Annotated in this window: 15 protein-coding genes; 11 read left to right on the top strand and 4 right to left on the bottom strand. The window is 72.1% G+C overall.

Going from position 1 to position 16,435, the window contains the following annotated elements:
* Nucleotides 1–127 precede the first annotated feature (127 nt).
* The 4 genes from IE295_RS27505 (at nucleotide 128) to IE295_RS27490 (ending at nucleotide 3,509) form a co-directional block, all read left to right on the top strand.
* Entirely contained in the window at nucleotides 128–622 is a 495-nt protein-coding gene (locus tag IE295_RS27505; RefSeq protein ID WP_190066467.1) for an ATP-binding protein, read from the top strand.
* 119 nt (nucleotides 623–741) lie between these two features.
* Nucleotides 742–1,620 carry an LPXTG cell wall anchor domain-containing protein gene (locus IE295_RS27500; RefSeq protein WP_190066466.1) on the top strand — a complete coding sequence of 293 codons (879 nt, stop codon included), beginning with the start codon at nucleotides 742–744 and terminating at the stop codon, nucleotides 1,618–1,620.
* 36 nt (nucleotides 1,621–1,656) lie between these two features.
* Entirely contained in the window at nucleotides 1,657–2,514 is an 858-nt protein-coding gene (locus IE295_RS27495; protein WP_190066465.1) for a COG1470 family protein, read from the top strand.
* A complete protein-coding gene (locus IE295_RS27490) occupies nucleotides 2,511–3,509 on the top strand; it encodes a neocarzinostatin apoprotein domain-containing protein (protein WP_190066464.1) in 999 nt (332 codons plus the stop codon). Before IE295_RS27495 ends, IE295_RS27490 begins: the two co-directional genes overlap by 4 nt.
* A 102-nt stretch (nucleotides 3,510–3,611) precedes the next feature.
* Here the strand turns inward: IE295_RS27490 and IE295_RS27485 are convergent, their stop codons facing one another.
* Nucleotides 3,612–5,144, bottom strand: a complete 1,533-nt coding sequence (locus tag IE295_RS27485) for a peptide MFS transporter (RefSeq protein ID WP_190066463.1) — start codon at nucleotides 5,142–5,144, stop codon at nucleotides 3,612–3,614.
* Nucleotides 5,145–5,616: 472 nt separating this feature from the next.
* On the opposite strand from IE295_RS27485, the gene IE295_RS27480 reads away from it, so the two are divergent.
* Together IE295_RS27480 and IE295_RS27475 are read left to right on the top strand one after the other, a co-directional pair.
* Nucleotides 5,617–6,297 (top strand): response regulator transcription factor, encoded by a 681-nt coding sequence (locus IE295_RS27480; RefSeq protein WP_086568235.1) that lies wholly within the window; start codon nucleotides 5,617–5,619, stop codon nucleotides 6,295–6,297.
* 100 nt (nucleotides 6,298–6,397) lie between these two features.
* The gene (locus tag IE295_RS27475) at nucleotides 6,398–7,642 is read left to right on the top strand and encodes a sensor histidine kinase (protein WP_190066462.1); all 1,245 of its coding nucleotides are present in this window, start codon (nucleotides 6,398–6,400) and stop codon (nucleotides 7,640–7,642) included.
* A gap of 37 nt (nucleotides 7,643–7,679) precedes the next feature.
* Here IE295_RS27475 and IE295_RS27470 read toward each other — a convergent pair whose 3' ends face one another.
* Complete coding sequence (locus IE295_RS27470; RefSeq protein WP_190066461.1) at nucleotides 7,680–8,189, bottom strand: GtrA family protein; 510 nt, start codon at nucleotides 8,187–8,189, stop codon at nucleotides 7,680–7,682.
* 158 nt (nucleotides 8,190–8,347) lie between these two features.
* Between IE295_RS27470 and IE295_RS27465 the strand changes: the two genes are divergently transcribed.
* From IE295_RS27465 to IE295_RS27455, 3 genes are read left to right on the top strand one after another with little or no spacing between them, the layout of a single operon-like run.
* Complete coding sequence (locus IE295_RS27465; RefSeq protein ID WP_190066460.1) at nucleotides 8,348–9,517, top strand: 5-(carboxyamino)imidazole ribonucleotide synthase; 1,170 nt, start codon at nucleotides 8,348–8,350, stop codon at nucleotides 9,515–9,517.
* Nucleotides 9,514–10,047: a 5-(carboxyamino)imidazole ribonucleotide mutase gene (gene purE / locus IE295_RS27460; protein ID WP_190066459.1), complete on the top strand. Its 534-nt coding sequence runs from the start codon at nucleotides 9,514–9,516 to the stop codon at nucleotides 10,045–10,047. The genes IE295_RS27465 and purE overlap by 4 nt, the downstream gene beginning before the upstream one ends.
* A gap of 5 nt (nucleotides 10,048–10,052) precedes the next feature.
* Nucleotides 10,053–11,261: a dipeptidase gene (locus IE295_RS27455; RefSeq protein ID WP_190066458.1), complete on the top strand. Its 1,209-nt coding sequence runs from the start codon at nucleotides 10,053–10,055 to the stop codon at nucleotides 11,259–11,261.
* Nucleotides 11,262–11,327: 66 nt separating this feature from the next.
* Here IE295_RS27455 and IE295_RS27450 read toward each other — a convergent pair whose 3' ends face one another.
* Nucleotides 11,328–12,668, bottom strand: coding sequence for a UDP-glucose dehydrogenase family protein (locus IE295_RS27450; RefSeq protein WP_190066457.1), 1,341 nt, complete (start codon nucleotides 12,666–12,668; stop codon nucleotides 11,328–11,330).
* Nucleotides 12,669–12,888: 220 nt separating this feature from the next.
* On the opposite strand from IE295_RS27450, the gene IE295_RS27445 reads away from it, so the two are divergent.
* Nucleotides 12,889–14,046 carry an acyl-CoA dehydrogenase family protein gene (locus tag IE295_RS27445; protein WP_190066456.1) on the top strand — a complete coding sequence of 386 codons (1,158 nt, stop codon included), beginning with the start codon at nucleotides 12,889–12,891 and terminating at the stop codon, nucleotides 14,044–14,046.
* Between the two features lie 168 nt (nucleotides 14,047–14,214).
* On the top strand, nucleotides 14,215–15,009 hold the full coding sequence (locus IE295_RS27440; RefSeq protein ID WP_190066455.1) for a VOC family protein: 795 nt from the start codon (nucleotides 14,215–14,217) through the stop codon (nucleotides 15,007–15,009).
* A gap of 42 nt (nucleotides 15,010–15,051) precedes the next feature.
* On the opposite strand, the gene IE295_RS27435 is transcribed toward IE295_RS27440, so the two are convergent.
* Nucleotides 15,052–16,320: an LCP family protein gene (locus IE295_RS27435; protein WP_190066454.1), complete on the bottom strand. Its 1,269-nt coding sequence runs from the start codon at nucleotides 16,318–16,320 to the stop codon at nucleotides 15,052–15,054.
* Between the last annotated feature and the right edge of the window lie 115 nt (nucleotides 16,321–16,435).

Genomic DNA, 16,435 nt, shown 5'->3' with positions numbered 1-16,435 from the left:
TCCGTTGCCTGTGTCACAGGACCGGGGTGAATCCGTGGGTGTTCCCACGATTTCGCCGGGCAGGAGTCTGCTTAATCCGTGGAAGATGTTCGTGTACGAATCGGTGAATCGGTGAGGTGAAGCGCTGATGAGCACCACCCGGGCGTTCCCTCCGCCGGACGGTCCCGGTCCGGAGGCGGAGGGCGCCACCTCGGCCGGCTCACCGCCGCCGCCCGCCCAGAGCCGCCGGCTGCGTCTGGTGGGGGTCAGCGGCGCCGTGCCGCTCTCCCGCGACTTCACCCGTCAGGCGCTGCACGACTGGGGCTGGCTGCCCGCCGCCACGGCCGATCACCGCGCCGCCGCCGAGGACGTCCTGCTGGTCGTCTCCGAGCTGGTCACCAACGCCTGCCTGCACGCCGACGGCCCCGAGGAGCTGCGCGTCAGCCGTTCGGGCAAGGTGCTGCGCCTGGAGGTCGCCGACCTCGGCGCCGGCACGCCCGCGCCCCGCACCCCGCACCGCGCCGGACGGCCCGGCGGCCACGGCATGTTCATCGTGCAGCGGCTCTGCCTCGACTGGGGGGTCCAGCGCAGCGAGGGCGGCGTCGGCAAGACGGTCTGGGCGGAGCTGGCCGGGCCGTCGTAAAGCCGGTTCACCGTCTTCCTTCTCGACGGTCCCGGGCGTACCTTCGGCGTCCGATCTGATGTGTCGTCAGTTTCCTTGGGTGGCGGCACCGGATGCGAAGGGAGCCCCAGGTGTCCCCCATGTCACGCCATTCCGCGCGGCGCGCGGGCGCGCTCGCGGTCTCGGCGGCCCTGGCCACAGGAACGGTCCTGCTGGTCACACCGGCCGCGCACGCCGAGGTCGTCGACGTCAACTACGCCTGCAAGACCCCGATCGGGGACAAGAGCGCCGTCTCGCCCATCGACATCAAGGCCGTCGCGAGCGGCGACGCGTACAAACTCACCATGTCCTTCCAGAAGGGCGTCTCCTCCAGCCCCGTCGAGCTCGGCAAGGGCGCGATGAAGCCAAGTGCCGTGATCAAGCTCGGCGGCGCGGACTCCGGCACGGTGGCGGTCTCCGGGCCCGCCAACGACGCGCCGATTCCGGCCAACACCCCCATCAAGATCAGTGACCTCTCGGGGACGTACACCCCGAAGAAGGCGGGTCAGGTCACCTTCACCGCGGGCACCCTCACCATCCTCGCCCTGGGCACCACGACGACCTGCACCCCCAGCAACAACCCCAAGCCCTCCCTCACCCTCGACGTCAAGGCGCCGGGGGGCACGACGGGCGGCTCGACGTCCGGGTCCACGGGCGGATCCACGTCCGGGTCCACGGGCGGTTCGACGAGCGGGTCGACCGGCGGTTCGACGAGCGGTTCCACGGGCGGGTCCACGGCCGGGACCACCGGCGGCTCGGCGGACGGAGGGACCACGGCCGGCTCGACCGGCGGCTCGACGTCCGGGTCCACGGGGGGCTCGTCGGTCACCGGCGGCTCATCGGCCACCGGCGGCGGCCAGCTCCCGCAGACCGGGCCCTCCGACTCCGCCGTCGCGCTCGGCACCCTCGGCGGCACCGTGCTCCTCGCCGGAGTCGCCGGCACCCTCTGGCTCACCCGGAGGCGTCGCACCGCCGGCTGACCGCCGTACGCCCACGCACCGCACAGGGAGCCGCCGATGACGTCCCGCACCCGTGCCGCCGCCCCGCTCCTCGCCGCCGCCCTCGCCGTCCTCGCCGCGCCGCCGGTCCGGGCCGCGGCCGCCGCGGACGCCGTGCCGTGGACGGCGGCGCCCGTACCCGGCGCCAAGGGCGGGGGCGGGGGCGGACACGGCGCGCAGGAGGGCCGTTCGTCCTTCTACCTCGAGGGCGCACCGGGCACGGTCCTCGAGGACAAGCTGTCGGTCCGCAACCCCGGCGACCGGCGGCTCTCCGTGGAGCTGCGCGGCACGGGGCCGTGGATCTCCTTGGCCGCCCGGCGGGTGGACGTGCCGCCCCGCACCCGCGCGGACGTCCCCCTGACCGTGACCGTCCCGGCGGGCACGCCGCCCGGTGATCACTCCGCGGCGGTGGCCGTCTCCGGGGGCGGGCGGTGGGTCCGGGTGCCGATGGCCGTACGGGTCGGCGGCCCGGCGCTCTCCGCGCTGTCGGTCGAGCATGTGCGCGTCAGCGGTACGGGCCGGGGTGCGGTGATCCGCTACGCGCTGGTCAACCGTGGCAACACCGCGCTGGCCCCGCGCCTGACCATCCGCGCCGAGGGCCTCTTCGGGGAGCTCCTGAGCCGGCCGGCGACCGGGGTGCCCGCCCGGCTGCCCCCGGGCGAAAGCGTGCGGCTGGAGGAGCGCTGGCCCGACGCCCCGCGCCTGGACCGGGTGGCGGTCCGCGTCACGGCCACGGCCCCGGACGGCACCCGGGCCGCCGCCTCGGCCTCGTACGCCCCGCTGCCGTGGCTCGGCCCGGCCCTGGCCGGGCTCGGCGCCCTGGCCGCCCTGGGCGCCGCCCGGTGGCTCCTGCGGCGCCGCAGGAGCCGCTCATGAGCGGCGGCGGCGTACGGGCGTGGCCCGCGGCCGCCCTGGCGGCCCTGCTCCTGGCCCTGACCGCGGCGGCACCGGAGGCGGCGGCCACGGCGCCACCCGGGGCGCCCACGGCCGCCGTGGACCGCCGTGAGGCGCCCAAGGGCGGCACCGTCACCGTGACGGGCGGCGGCTGGCGTCCCGGGACCCTGCTCACGCTCCTGCTGTGCGGGCAGAACATGATCGGGGGGACGAACGCCTGCGCGAACGCCGACGGCCGGGCCGTGACGACCGGCGCCGACGGCACCTTCCGCCGGGACCTTCCGGTCGTGGCCCCGCCCAGGCCGTGCCCGTGTGTCGTGCACGTGGCGACCGTCACGGGCGATGCCGCGGCGGCGGACGCGCCGCTGGCCGTCACGGGTCACCCGGTGGCCGCGCTGCCGGAGCAGCCGGGCGGTGAGCGACTGGGCGTGCTGGACGCGGGTCTGGAGGGCTCGAGCGGGCTGCTGACGTGGTTCGGGGCGCCGGCCGGGCGGCGCCTGGTGGTCACCGTCGCCAATCTGGGCCCCGGACCCGCCAAGGACCCGGTCTTCCGGGTCGGGCTGGCGCGCGGGGTGCTCGCCCCCTCCTGGGAGGAGCGGCCCTGGCGCGGCACGGTGGCGGCCGGGAGCAGGGAGCGGGTGGCGCTGGACGTGGAGCTGCCGGCGGGCGCGTACGGGGACTACACGGTCTCGCTGGCGTACGGCGGCAGGACCCTGGTCGAGCAGCCGTGGGCCGTCGGCCGTCCGTGGGGCGTGACGCTCTTCTGGATCCTGCTGGGCGTCGTGGTCCCGCTGGCCGTCTTCCGGGCCGGCATGGCGGTCGTGGACCGGGTCCGGCCGCGTACGCCCGCGGGGGCGCCGGAAGCGGCCGGGAACCCGGGAGGCGCCCCCGCCCTGCCCTGGTTCACCCCGGCGGCGGACCCGCGTGCGGAGCCACCACCAGGACCACCCCCGGACCCGCGTGCCGGGCCGCCGTAGGGGCCCGAGGGCGCGGGGTAGGGGGCGCGGGAAAACGCGAAGTGCCCCCGGCGCTTCCTCGCGCCGGGGGCACTTCTCACGTACGGGCCGATCGGGTCGGCGTCAGCGCACGTCGCCCATCAGGGCCTCGATCTTCTTGCGGTACATCCACACCGCGACACCGGCCAGCGCGGCGAGCGCGGCCTGCAGCAGGATCATGCCGGTGCCGTTGAGGTCCACGCCCGCGATGGAGAGCAGACCCGTGGTGCAGTCACCGGCGGTGACGGCGAGGAACCACACGCCCATCATCTGGCTGGCGTACTTCTGCGGCGCCATCTTCGTGGTCAGCGAGAGGCCGACCGGGGAGAGGCACAGCTCGCCGATGGTCTGGATCATGTAGATCATCAGCAGCCAGGCGGGGCTGACCTTGGTGCCGTCGCCGGCCATCGCCATCGGGACGGCGAAGACGAAGAACGAGGCGCCGATGACGACCATGGCCATCGCGAACTTCACCGTGGTGCTCGGCTCGCGGTCACGGCGGGCCAGGAACAGCCACAGCCAGGCGAAGACCGGGGCCAGGGCCATGACCCACAGCGGGTTGACCGACTGGAACCAGGTGGAGGGGAAGCCGAAGCCGAAGACGTTGTCCGCGGTCTTCTTCTCGGCGAAGGTCGACATCGTCGAGCCGGCCTGGTCGAAGATCATCCAGAACACGGCGGCGGCGACGAAGAACCAGATGTAGCCGCTGACCTTGGTCTGCTCGGTCGCCGAGAGCTCCTTGTCCCGCTTGATGCGGACGAGCACGGTGATCGGGATGATCAGACCGGCGATCGTGATCGGGATCAGCGCCCAGTTCAGGGTGAAGTGGCCGGTGCCGCCCACGATGCCGTAGAAGACCGCCGCGATGGCGAGCCAGACCAGGCCCTTGGTGAGCGTCGACTTCTTCTCGGCGGCCGACAGCGGCTTGGGAACGACGCTGCTCTTGGGGTTCAGGTGGCGGGTGCCCCACAGGAAGCACACCAGGCCGATGGCCATACCGGCGGCGGCGATGCTGAAGCCGAGGTGCCAGTTGACCTTCTGGCCGATGGTGCCGATGACCAGCGGCGAGAAGAAGGCACCGAGGTTGATGCCGATGTAGAAGAGCGTGAAGCCACCGTCACGGCGCGGGTCCTGGGGACCGTCGTAGAGGTGGCCGACCATCGTGGAGATGTTGGCCTTCAGCAGACCCGAGCCGATCGCCACGAGCGCGAGGCCCGCGAAGAAGGAGGGCTTGCCGGGGATGGCCAGGGCCAGGTGACCCACCATGATCGTGCTGGCCGCGATGGCGACCGTCTTGCGCGGTCCCCAGACGCGGTCACCGAACCAGCCGCCGGGCATGGCGAGCAGGTACACCATCGCCACGTAGACGGAGTAGATCGCGACCGAGCTGGCCTCGGGCATCGCCAGACCGCCGCCCTGGCTGTCGGGCTTGGCGTCCGGGCCGCCGGCGATCAGGTAGACGACGAGAAGGGCGCGCATGCCGTAGTAGCTGAAGCGCTCCCACATCTCCGTCAGGAAGAGGGGGGCCAGGCCGATGGGGTGGCCGAAGAACCTCGTGTCGGAGGCCGAAGAGGTCTTCTCCTGCTCCGCCTCGTCCTTGGTCAGGCTGGACGCCATGGTCAATCCTTGTGTCTCGGGACGCGCGGTGGAGCGAGTGCGCGCCCGGGTGGGGGTTGGCCGGCACCGGCTACGCGCCGTCCGCCCCCACGCCCGAGGGGTTCGGCCCCTCTTGAGGATGGCGAGGAGCCGGCAGGACAGCCGTACACCGGGATCCACGCCCCCGCGCACCTTCGCGCGACGGACCCGGCCGACAGGTCATTCACTGTGAAACAAGACTGGGGGTCCAGCCCTGCGCACAACAGAGACCTTCGGCGCGTCGGACAAGCCGAAGGTCCCTCGGTAGTGCTACAGACGTCGGGTCACCATACGTCACACCCTGCCCCGGAATGGAAGCCGTTGAGATATGGATCACATGGTTTTCCGGAACCGTTCGCGCATATTCGAAGGTGATAGCACTTTCGGTGAAGTGTTGCCCTAGGTAGCCCTCGGCACACCTCTGACGTGCGCCCGAGCGGACTACCATCTGTCCATGACCCGAGTACTGCTCGCCGAGGATGACGCTTCCATCTCGGAGCCGCTCGCACGCGCCCTGCGCCGCGAAGGGTACGAGGTGGAGGTACGCGAAGACGGGCCCACGGCGCTGGACGCCGGCCTTCAGGGAGGCGTGGACCTGCTCGTCCTCGACCTCGGGCTGCCCGGTATGGACGGTCTGGAGGTCTGCCGCAGACTCCGCACGGAGGGTCACGGCTTCCCCGTACTGGTGCTCACCGCCCGCGCCGACGAGGTGGACACGGTGGTCGGCCTGGACGCCGGCGCCGACGACTACGTCACCAAGCCCTTCCGGCTCGCCGAACTCCTCGCCCGCGTACGGGCCCTGCTGCGGCGCGGCACCGCCGACAGCCACCAGCAGCCGCCGGCCACCCACGGCGTGCGCATCGACGTCGAGTCGCACCGCGCCTGGATGGGCGACGAGGAACTGCAGCTGACCGCGAAGGAGTTCGACCTCCTGCGGGTGCTGGTGCGCGACGCGGGCCGGGTCGTCACCCGCGACCAGCTGATGCGCGAGGTCTGGGACACCACCTGGTGGTCCTCCACCAAGACCCTGGACATGCACATCTCCTGGCTGCGCAAGAAGCTCGGGGACGACGCCGCGAACCCGCGCTACATCGCCACCGTCCGGGGCGTCGGCTTCCGCTTCGAGAAGAGCTGAGGCTCTCCCCCCGGGCCCCCGGGGCCCTGCCGGACGACCTCGGACGGCTCCCGGACGGCCTCCCGGAAGACCAGCGAAAGACCTTCGAAAGACAGGCATCGTGCGCCGCCGACTGATCAACTCCACGCTCGCCGTCGTCCTCGTCGTGATCGCCGTCTTCGGCATCTCGCTGGTCATCGTCGAGACCCGCACGATCGAGAGCAGTGCCCAGGAGAGCGTGCAGTCCGAGGCCGTGCGCCTGGTGAGCATCGTCGACAGCCGGCTGGCGGGCGGCGAGCGCGTGGAGTCGGAGGTGCTGCGCGAGCAGATCACCCCCGACCGGTACGCGCGCATCGACATCCCCGGCCGGCAGTCGATCGAGATCGGCAGCCGGCCCGAGGGCGGGGTCATCACCGCGACCCAGAAGGGCGAGCAGGGCGAGACCGTCCGCGTGGAGGAGTCCCGCTCCACGGTCAGCCGCGAGGTCGGCCGCACCCTGCTGGTGATCCTCGCGGTGGCGCTGCTGGCCGTGGTCGCGGCCGTCTTCCTGGCGGTGCGCCAGGCCAACCGGCTCACCGCCCCGCTCACCGACCTCGCCGAGACCGCCGAGCGGCTCGGCTCCGGCGACCCCCGCCCCCGGCACCGCCGCTACGGCGTGCCGGAGCTGGACCGGGTGGCCGACGTCCTGGACGCCAGCGCCGAGCGCATCGCCCGGATGCTCACCGCGGAGCGGCGGCTGGCCGCCGACGCCTCGCACCAGCTGCGGACGCCGCTGACCGCCCTGTCGATGCGGCTGGAGGAGATCACGGCCACCGACGACCTCGACACGGTCAAGGAGGAGGCCACGGTCGCCCTCGCGCAGGTGGAGCGGCTCACCGACGTCGTCCAGCGGCTGCTGACCAACTCCCGCGACCCGCAGACGGGCTCCGCGGTCACCTTCGACCTCGACGAGGTCGTCAAGCAGCAGATCGAGGAGTGGCGGCCCGCCACCCGCACGGCGGGCCGGGCCCTGGTGCGCTCCGGCAAGCAGGGGCTGCGGGCCGTGGGCACCCCCGGCGCGGTCGCTCAGGTGCTGGCGACGCTGATCGAGAACTCCCTGATGCACGGCGACGGCACGGTGGCGATCCGTACGCGCGTCACCGGCAACCAGGCGGTGGTCGAGGTCTCCGACGAGGGCCCGGGCGTGCCGGCCGACCTGGGGGCGCGGGTCTTCGAGCGGACGGTCAGCGGCCGCAACTCCACGGGCCTGGGGCTGGCCGTCGCGCGCGACCTGGCGGAGGCGGACGGGGGCCGGCTGGAGCTGCTGCAGCAGCACCCGCCGGTGTTCGCGCTGTTCCTCAGCAGGGAAGCGGAAGCGGACGACTAGGACGGCCGGGCCGCCCGGACGAGGGGCCTGCGGCCCGTTACTGGCCCGCGTCCACGCGCTGCGGCCGGGCGTCGGCCAGGAACGATTCGGCAGTCTCGACGGCATCGCGGGCGGGCAGCTTCCCGAACACCCAGGTCCGGTAGGACCAGAAGCGGAAGACCGTGCCGATGCCGAGGCCGATGACGTTCTTGGCGATGTTGTCCGCGAGCGGGGTGGTCAGGCCCAGGCCGTAGTGGGACAGGGCCAGGATGCCGTTCTCGATCACCAGGCCGATGCCGCTGAAGAGAAGGAAGAGCGAGAGCTCGCGGCTGCGCCGGTTCCGGTCGGTGTCGCGGTAGGTCCAGTAGCGGTTGCCGACGTAGTTGGTGGCGATGGCGACGGCCGTGGCGATGACGCCGGAGCGCACCACGGCGAGGCCGATGCCGTGGACACAGATGTTGAAGACGATGAAGTTGACCACGAAGCCGATGGCACCCACGGCGCCGAACTTCACGATTTCGCGGGCCAGCCGCTCCAGCCGGGAACGCACTGTGCGCCGTTGAGTCATGTCGTTCATGCTAACCAGCGGGCGGCGCGGCCGACCCGGAGAGTCGGTGAACGAACGGCGAACGCGCGCTTTTCGGTCCTTATCGCCACCGCATCGTCGGCGAATCGTAGGGGGAGCGAAAGCCTCCGCGCTTGGAGGAACATCCATAGGCGGTAGGGATGGTTCGTGCGTACGGATACCCTGGGGGCGTGACGTTCCCGGTAGTCGGCATGGTCGGCGGCGGCCAGCTCGCCCGTATGACCCACGAGGCGGGCATCCCCCTCGGCATCAGGTTCAAGCTGCTCAGCGATACCCCACAGGACTCGGCGGCCCAGGTGGTCAGCGATGTCGTCATCGGCGACTACCGCGACCTGGACACCCTTCGTGCTTTCGCACGAGGCTGCGATGTGATCACCTTCGATCACGAGCATGTGCCCACCGAACACCTGAGGGCCCTGGAGGCGGACGGCATCCCCGTCCGCCCCGGGCCCGACGCCCTCGTGCACGCCCAGGACAAGGGCGTGATGCGGGCGAAGCTCACGGAGATCGGGGTGCCCTGCCCCCGGCACCGGATCGTGGCGGACCCCGCCGACGTCGAGCGCTTCGCGGCCGAGGGTGACGGCTTCCCCGTCGTCCTCAAGACGGTGCGCGGCGGCTACGACGGCAAGGGCGTCTGGGTCGTGCGCTCCGCGAAGGAGGCCGAGGAGCCCTTCCGGGCCGGCGTGCCCGTCCTCGCCGAGGAGAAGGTCGACTTCGTCCGCGAGCTCGCCGCCAACGTCGTGCGCTCCCCGCACGGCCAGGCCGTCTCGTACCCCGTCGTCGAGTCCATCCAGGTCGACGGCGTCTGCGACACGGTCATCGCCCCCGCCCCCGGGCTGTCCGAGGAGCTGTCCGCCCACACCCAGCAGCTCGCCCTCAGGGTGGCCAAGGAGCTGGGGGTGGTCGGCCACCTGGCGGTGGAGCTGTTCGAGACCCGCGACGGCAGGGTGCTCGTCAACGAGCTCGCGATGCGCCCGCACAACTCCGGCCACTGGACCCAGGACGGCGCGATCACCTCGCAGTTCGCCAACCACGTCCGGGCCGTGCTGGACCTGCCGCTGGGCGACCCGCGGCCGCGCGCCAAGTGGACCGTGATGGCCAATGTTCTCGGCGGCGACTATCCGGACATGTATTACGCGTACCTGCATTGCATGGCGCGCGACCCGGGCCTGAAGATCCATATGTACGGCAAGGACGTCAAGCCCGGCCGCAAGGTCGGACACGTCAACACCTACGGCGACGACCTGGACGAGGTGCGCGAGCGCGCCCGCCACGCCGCCGGATACCTGCGAGGAACGATCACGGAATGACCTCCCCCCGCTCCCCCCTCATCGGCATCGTCATGGGCTCCGACTCCGACTGGCCCGTCATGGAAGCCGCGGCCCAGGCCCTGGACGAGTTCGAGATCCCCTACGAGGTCGACGTCGTCTCCGCGCACCGCATGCCGCGCGAGATGGTCGAGTACGGGGAGCGGGCCGCCGGACGCGGCCTCAAGGCGGTCATCGCGGGCGCGGGCGGCGCGGCCCACCTCCCCGGAATGCTCGCCTCCGTCACACCGCTGCCGGTGATCGGGGTGCCCGTACCGCTGAAGTACCTCGACGGCATGGACTCCCTGCTGTCCATCGTCCAGATGCCGGCAGGCGTGCCCGTCGCCACCGTCTCCGTGGCGGGCGCGCGCAACGCCGGGCTGCTGGCGGTCCGCATGCTCGCCGCCCACGACGAGGACCTGCTCGCGCGCATGCGCCACTTCCAGGACGAGCTCAACGAACAGGCCACCGAGAAGGGCCGCCGGCTGCGCGCCAAGGTGCAGGGCGCCACCGGCTTCGGCTTCGGGAAGTGACCGGCGTGACGGAGACGGACGCGACCCTCGCCCGCGCCCGGGAGCTCCTCGCCGGGCACCCCGTCGTCGACGGCCACAACGACCTCCCCTGGGCCCTGCGCGAGCACGTCGGCTACGACCTCGACCGCCGCGACCTCGCCGTCGACCAGAGCGGCGCCGGCCTGCACACCGACCTGCCCCGGCTGCGCGCCGGCGGAGTGGGCGCCCAGTTCTGGTCCGTGTACGTACGCACCGACATGGCCGGCGACGAAGCGGTCAGCGCCACGCTCGAACAGATCGACGTGGTCCGGCGGCTGGCCGAGCGCTACCCCGCCGACCTGCGCCTGGCGTTCACGGCCGACGACATGGAGGCGGCCCGGGCCGAGGGCCGCATCGCCTCCCTGATGGGCGCCGAGGGCGGCCACAGCATCAACTGCTCGCTGGCCACGCTGCGCGCCCTGCACCGGCTGGGCGTCCGCTACATGACCCTCACCCACAACGACAACATCCCGTGGGCGGACTCGGCGACGGACGCACCGGCGGCGGGCGGCCTGACCCGCTTCGGCGAGGAGGTCGTCCGCGAGATGAACCGCGTCGGCATGCTCGTCGACCTCTCCCACGTCGCCACCGACACGATGCGCGACGCGCTGCGGGTCAGCGAGGCGCCGGTGATCTTCTCGCACTCCTCGGCACGCGCCGTCTGCGACCACCCGCGCAACATCCCGGACGACGTGCTCGGCTCGCTCGCCGCGAACGGCGGCGTGGCCATGGCGACGTTCGTCCCCAAGTTCATCCTCCCGGAGGCCGGTGCCTGGACCCGGGCGGCCGACGAGAACATGCGCGCCCACGGACTCCACCACCTGGCCACCACCGCCGAGGCGATGGCCGTGCACCAGGCCTTCGAGGCCGCGAACCCGCGCCCGCGGGCCACGGTCGCCACGGTCGCCGACCACCTCGACCACATGCGCGAGGTCGCCGGCGTCGACCACATCGGCCTCGGCGGCGACTACGACGGCACGGCCTTCACCCCCGACGGCCTGTCCGACGTGTCGGGCTACCCCAACCTGATCGCCGAACTCCTGCGGCGCGGCTGGTCCGAGGCGGACCTGGCCAAGCTGACCTGGCGCAACGCGGTGCGCGTGCTGCGGGCCGCGGAGGACGTGGCGCGCGAGCTGTCCGCGACGCGCGGCCCGTCCATCGCGACGATCGACCAGCTGGACGGCACCGGCGCCTGACGCCTCCCGGCACACCGAGAGCGGTGCTTCGCCGCGACGGCCCCGGCCGTCGCGGCGGAGGCGGGGCTACGCCCGGGGGCGCCCCATCGCGCGGAAGACCCAGCCGGCCTCCCGCCAGGCGGCGGCGTCCAGGGCATTGCGGCCGTCCAGCACCCGGCGGGCCTCGACGACCTCGCCCAGCTGCGCCGGGTCCAGCTCCCGGAACTCCGCCCACTCCGTCAGGTGCAGCACCACCTGCGCCCCGCGGCACGCCTCCAGGGCGCTCGGCGCGTAGGCCAGGGTCGGGAAGAGACGGCGGGCGTTGTCCATGCCCTTGGGGTCGTACACCGTCACCTGGCCGCCCTGCAGGTGGATCTGGCCGGCGACGTTGAGCGCGGGGGAGTCACGGACGTCGTCCGAGTCCGGCTTGAACGTCGCACCGAGCACGGCCACGCGCCGGCCGAGGAAGCTGCCGCCCACGCTCTCGCGGGCCAGCTCGATCATGTGGCTGCGCCGCCGCATGTTGATGGAGTCGACCTCGCGCAGGAACGTCAGCGCCTGGTCGGCCCCGAGCTCGCCGGCGCGGGCCATGAAGGCGCGGATGTCCTTCGGCAGGCAGCCGCCGCCGAAGCCGATGCCGGCCCGCAGGAACTTCTTGCCGATGCGCTCGTCGTGCCCGATGGCCTCGGCCAGCTTCACCACGTCGCCGTCGGCGGCCTCGCAGACCTCGGCCATGGCGTTGATGAAGGAGATCTTCGTGGCGAGGAAGGAATTGGCGGCCGTCTTGACCAGCTCGGCCGTCGGATAGTCGGCCACCACGAAGGGGGAGCCCTCGCCGACCGGCGTGGCGTACACCTCGCGCAGCAGCTTCTCGCCGCGCTCACCGGCCACGCCCACGACGATGCGGTCGGGGTGCAGGGTGTCCTGGACGGCGAAGCCCTCCCGCAGGAACTCCGGGTTCCAGGCGAGCTCGACGTCCGCGCCCGCCGGGGCCAGCCGGTTCAGCAGGTCGGCGAGCCGCGCCGCGCTGCCCACCGGGACGGTCGACTTGCCGACGACCAGCGCCGGGCGGCGCAGCTGCGGGGCCAGGGAGGCGAACGCGCTCTCGACGTACGACATGTCGCAGGCGTACTCGCCGTGCTTCTGCGGGGTGTTCACACAGACGAAGTGCACGTCGCCGAACTCGCCGACCTCCTCCCAGGAGGTGGTGAAGCGCAGCCGTCCGGTGGAGCCCTCGAGACCGGCGACGTGCTTGCGCAGCAGCTCCTCCAGCCCCGGCTCGTACATCGGGACCTCGCCGCGCGAGAGCGTCTCGATCTTCTCGGGCACCACGTCCAGGCCCAGCACCTCGAACCCGAGCTCGGCCATGGCCGCGGCGTGGGTGGCGCCGAGGTAACCGGTGCCGATCACGGTGATCTTGAGGGCCATGCGGTGCTCCAGGTGCTGACGGGGTGGCCGGCGGTGCTCGAGGACCTTCTGCCTTTATAAGGCCGCCGGGCCGGATTGCGTTGCCCGAGCATAGTCGGGGCCCGCGCGGGAAGGATCCCGGGTGATCACCCGTTGTCGGCAAGCTCACGTATCCCCGGCCGGGGCACCGACCCTAGAATCATGGTTACTAAACAGTAGTTAACTCTCTGGGGAGTACGCCTTGGCGGGAAACAAGGACTTCGACCTGTACCGGCCGTCCGAGGAGCACGACGAGCTCCGAAAGGTCGTGCGCTCGCTCGCCGAGGCGAAGATCGCGCCGTTCGCCGCCGAGGTGGACGAGGAGGGCCGCTTCCCGCAGGAGGCCCTGGACGCGCTGCGCGCGGCCGACCTGCACGCCGTGCACGTACCGGAGGCCTTCGGCGGCGCCGGCGCGGACGCGCTCGCCACGGTCATCGTGATCGAGGAGGTCGCCCGCGTGTGCGCCTCCTCCTCGCTGATCCCGGCGGTCAACAAGCTCGGCTCGCTGCCGGTCGTGCTCTCCGGCTCCGAGGAGCTGAAGAAGAAGTACCTGAGCCCGCTCGCCAAGGGCGACTCGATGTTCTCGTACTGCCTCAGCGAGCCCGACGCGGGCTCCGACGCGGCCGGCATGAAGACCAGGGCCGTCCGCGACGGCGACTTCTGGGTCCTCAACGGCGTCAAGCGCTGGATCACCAACGCCGGCGTCAGCGACTTCTACACGGTCATGGCCGTCACCGACCCGGAGAAGCGCTCCAAGGGCATCTCCGCCTTCGTCGTCGAGAAGTCCGACGAGGGCGTCTCCTTCGGCGCCCCGGAGAAGAAGCTCGGCATCAAGGGCTCGCCGACCCGCGAGGTCTACCTCGACAACGTCCGCATCCCCGCCGACCGCATGATCGGCGCGGAGGGCACGGGCTTCGCCACCGCGATGAAGACCCTGGACCACACCCGCATCACCATCGCCGCCCAGGCGCTGGGCATCGCCCAGGGCGCCCTGGACTACGCCAAGGGCTACGTCCAGGAGCGCAAGCAGTTCGGCAAGCCGATCGGCGACTTCCAGGGCGTCCAGTTCATGCTCGCCGACATGGCCATGAAGCTCTCCGCGGCCCGCGCCCTGACCTACCAGGCCGCCGCCGCCTCGGAGCGCCTCGACGCCGACCTCACCTACCTGGGCGCCGCCGCCAAGTGTTTCGCGTCGGACGTCGCGATGGAGGTCACCACGGACGCCGTCCAGCTCCTCGGCGGCTACGGCTACACCCGTGACTACCCGGTGGAGCGCATGATGCGCGACGCCAAGATCACGCAGATCTACGAGGGCACGAACCAGGTCCAGCGCATCGTCATGGCCCGCAACCTCCCGTAGCCGGTTTCCCGGGCGGCCTCCCTCCGGGGCGGTCCCGCCCGGCGCGGACACGCGAAAACGGCCCCCGGCAGTCGCCGCCGGGGGCCGTTCGCCGTCTCCGGTGGCGGGCCGCCACACGGCGGGTGAAGGTGGTCGGGGTAAGTCCGCACTGCCAGGGAGGCCCGCGTCATGCCCGAGGTAACCAAGCCCTACACCCCCGGCACGCCCTGCTGGGTGGATCTGGTGGTCCCCGACCAGCGGGAGGCGCTCGACTTCTACCGGGACCTCTTCGGCTGGCAGGGCGAGCCCGGGCCGCCCGAGACCGGCGGGTACGCGGTCTGCAGCCTGAACGGCAAGGCCGTCGCCGGGATCATGACGTCGATGGCCCAGGAGGGCGGCTCCAAGCCGCCGCCCGCGTGGACCACCTACCTCGCCGTCGGCGACGCCGACGACGCCATGGAGAAGATCAACAACAACGGCGGCACGTCGCTGATGGACCCGATGGACGTGCTCACGCTCGGGCGGATGGCCGTCGTGGCCGACTCCACGGGCGCGGTGTTCGGGATCTGGCAGGCCAAGGACTTCCTCGGCTCGCAGGTGGTCAACGAGCCGGGTTCGGTGGTGTGGAACGAGCTGAACACCGCCGACCCGAACACGGCCGCCGCCTTCTACTCGGAGGCCCTGGGCGTGACGGCCGCCCCCATGGAGGAGGCCCCCGGCTACTTCGCCCTCAAGGCCGGGGGCCGGGTGGTCGGCGGCATGCAGGACCTCGAGAAGTCCCCGCCCGGGTCGCCCTCGCACTGGCTGACGTACTTCTCCGTCGACGACACCGACAGCACCGTCGACGCGCTGGTCAAGGCCGGCGGCAACGTCCTCAAGCCGCCGTTCGACATGGTGGCCGGCCGCATGGCCGTCGTGCAGGACCCGCAGGGCGCGGTCTTCGCCCTCATCAACGCGACCGGGCCGTCGCCCGAGGCCGGCTGACCGCCGGCCCCGCGCGGCGCCGCCCCCGGGTCACCGTCACCGTCACCCGCCGGTGACGGTGACCTTCTCGTCCTTCTCCAGCTGGCCGAAGAGCTGCTTCGCCTTGGTCATGTCCCACTTCACGGCCACGCCATCGGTGCGCGTGGGGAAGTTGGGGTTGGCGATCGGCACGGTCGTCTGCTGACCGTCCCCGCCCGTGACGCCCTTCATCGCCCAGAACATGTCCATCAGGTCCCACAGCCCCATGTCCTTGTCGACGATGAGCGTGTCGAGGCCGGAGCCGATGACCGGGTAGAGGCGGAAGGGATTGAGGACCGTGGCGGGCGAGGCGGCCTGCTTGGCGAGGGTGTTCAGGAACTTCTGCTGGTTGCGCATCCGGCCCAGGTCCTGGTCGGCCTCCTGGTGGCGCTGGCGGACGAACGCCAGCGACTGGGCGCCGTTGAGCTCCTGGCAGCCCGCCTTGAAGTCCGCGCCCGAGTCCCGGTCCTTCAGCGGCTTGTCCAGGCACATCTCCACCCCGCCGAGCGCGTCGACGAGGTTGCGGAAGCCGCCGAAGCCGATCTCGGCGTAGTGGTCGATGCGCAGCCCGGTGTTGTACTCGATCGTCTGCGTCAGCAGCTCGGGGCCGCCGTCCGCGTACGCCTGGTTGAGCTTGTGGGTGGCGGCCGGGAAGCGCTTGCCGGACTCCTTGCCGGTGAAGGCGGGGATCGTCACGTACGAGTCGCGCGGCAGGCTGAGCATCGTCGTGCCGTTGTCGCCGGTGTGCAGGATCATCATCGAGTCGGTGCGCTTGCCCTCGGCCGACCCGGTGTGGAGGTCCTTCTTCTCCTCGTCCGACAGGCCCTCGCGGCTGTCGGAGCCGACGATCAGGTAGTTCGTGCCCTCGCCGGCCTTGGGGCGGTCCTTGACCTGACCCAGGTCGACCTCGCGGCGCAGCTTTCCGTCGGCCCAGAAGTAGGTGCCGCCGCCGACGGCCAGCAGCGCGGTGACGAGGACGACCGCGCCGATCTTGGCGCGCTTGCGCCAGTCGGCCGCGCCCGCGCGCGGGGCCCGTCCGCCGGCGGGTCCGCCCGTGCCTCCGGAGGCGCCGCCTCCGCGCCCGTAGACCTGTCCGGTGCTGTATCCGTCGCCGCCGGCGTCGTTGCGCAGGGCGCCGGGGGAGTCGTAGCCCTGGGGCGGCCGGTACTGCGGCGGCGGGGTGTCGCGCCGGATGTGCGGCATGGGGCGGGCGCTCTCCGGCTCGGCGCTGGTGCTGCCGCGCCCGTACCGATCACGGCGGTCGGGGGTCCGCCCTTCGGGCCAATCGTTCATGTCACCGAGTGTGCCCTCTGGGGGCCGGAGACCCGCAGGGTGCGGACGGGACCGTGGCGGTGCTGTTGCAGAGCTGATGCAAACCCGACCGTCGCACCGGCCCCCGCATACAGTG

This window comes from Streptomyces griseocarneus (genome assembly GCF_014655595.1).
GTDB classification, from domain to species: Bacteria; Actinomycetota; Actinomycetes; order Streptomycetales; family Streptomycetaceae; genus Streptomyces; species Streptomyces griseocarneus.
The sequence above is the reverse complement of the archived record's forward strand: the minus strand, read 5'-3'. Positions and strand labels throughout refer to the sequence as shown.

Excerpts from the sequence above, each read along its gene's own strand:
- IE295_RS27505 (WP_190066467.1), top strand. The coding sequence starts at position 128 with ATGAGCACCACCCGGGCGTTCCCTCCGCCGGACGGTCCCGGTCCGGAG.
- IE295_RS27500 (WP_190066466.1), top strand. The coding sequence starts at position 742 with ATGTCACGCCATTCCGCGCGGCGCGCGGGCGCGCTCGCGGTCTCGGCG.
- IE295_RS27495 (WP_190066465.1), top strand. The coding sequence starts at position 1,657 with ATGACGTCCCGCACCCGTGCCGCCGCCCCGCTCCTCGCCGCCGCCCTC.
- IE295_RS27490 (WP_190066464.1), top strand. The coding sequence starts at position 2,511 with ATGAGCGGCGGCGGCGTACGGGCGTGGCCCGCGGCCGCCCTGGCGGCC.
- IE295_RS27485 (WP_190066463.1), bottom strand. The coding sequence starts at position 5,144 with ATGGCGTCCAGCCTGACCAAGGACGAGGCGGAGCAGGAGAAGACCTCT.
- IE295_RS27480 (WP_086568235.1), top strand. The coding sequence starts at position 5,617 with ATGACCCGAGTACTGCTCGCCGAGGATGACGCTTCCATCTCGGAGCCG.
- IE295_RS27470 (WP_190066461.1), bottom strand. The coding sequence starts at position 8,189 with ATGACTCAACGGCGCACAGTGCGTTCCCGGCTGGAGCGGCTGGCCCGC.
- IE295_RS27465 (WP_190066460.1), top strand. The coding sequence starts at position 8,348 with ATGGTTCGTGCGTACGGATACCCTGGGGGCGTGACGTTCCCGGTAGTC.
- purE (WP_190066459.1), top strand. The coding sequence starts at position 9,514 with ATGACCTCCCCCCGCTCCCCCCTCATCGGCATCGTCATGGGCTCCGAC.
- IE295_RS27450 (WP_190066457.1), bottom strand. The coding sequence starts at position 12,668 with ATGGCCCTCAAGATCACCGTGATCGGCACCGGTTACCTCGGCGCCACC.
- IE295_RS27440 (WP_190066455.1), top strand. The coding sequence starts at position 14,215 with ATGCCCGAGGTAACCAAGCCCTACACCCCCGGCACGCCCTGCTGGGTG.
- IE295_RS27435 (WP_190066454.1), bottom strand. The coding sequence starts at position 16,320 with ATGAACGATTGGCCCGAAGGGCGGACCCCCGACCGCCGTGATCGGTAC.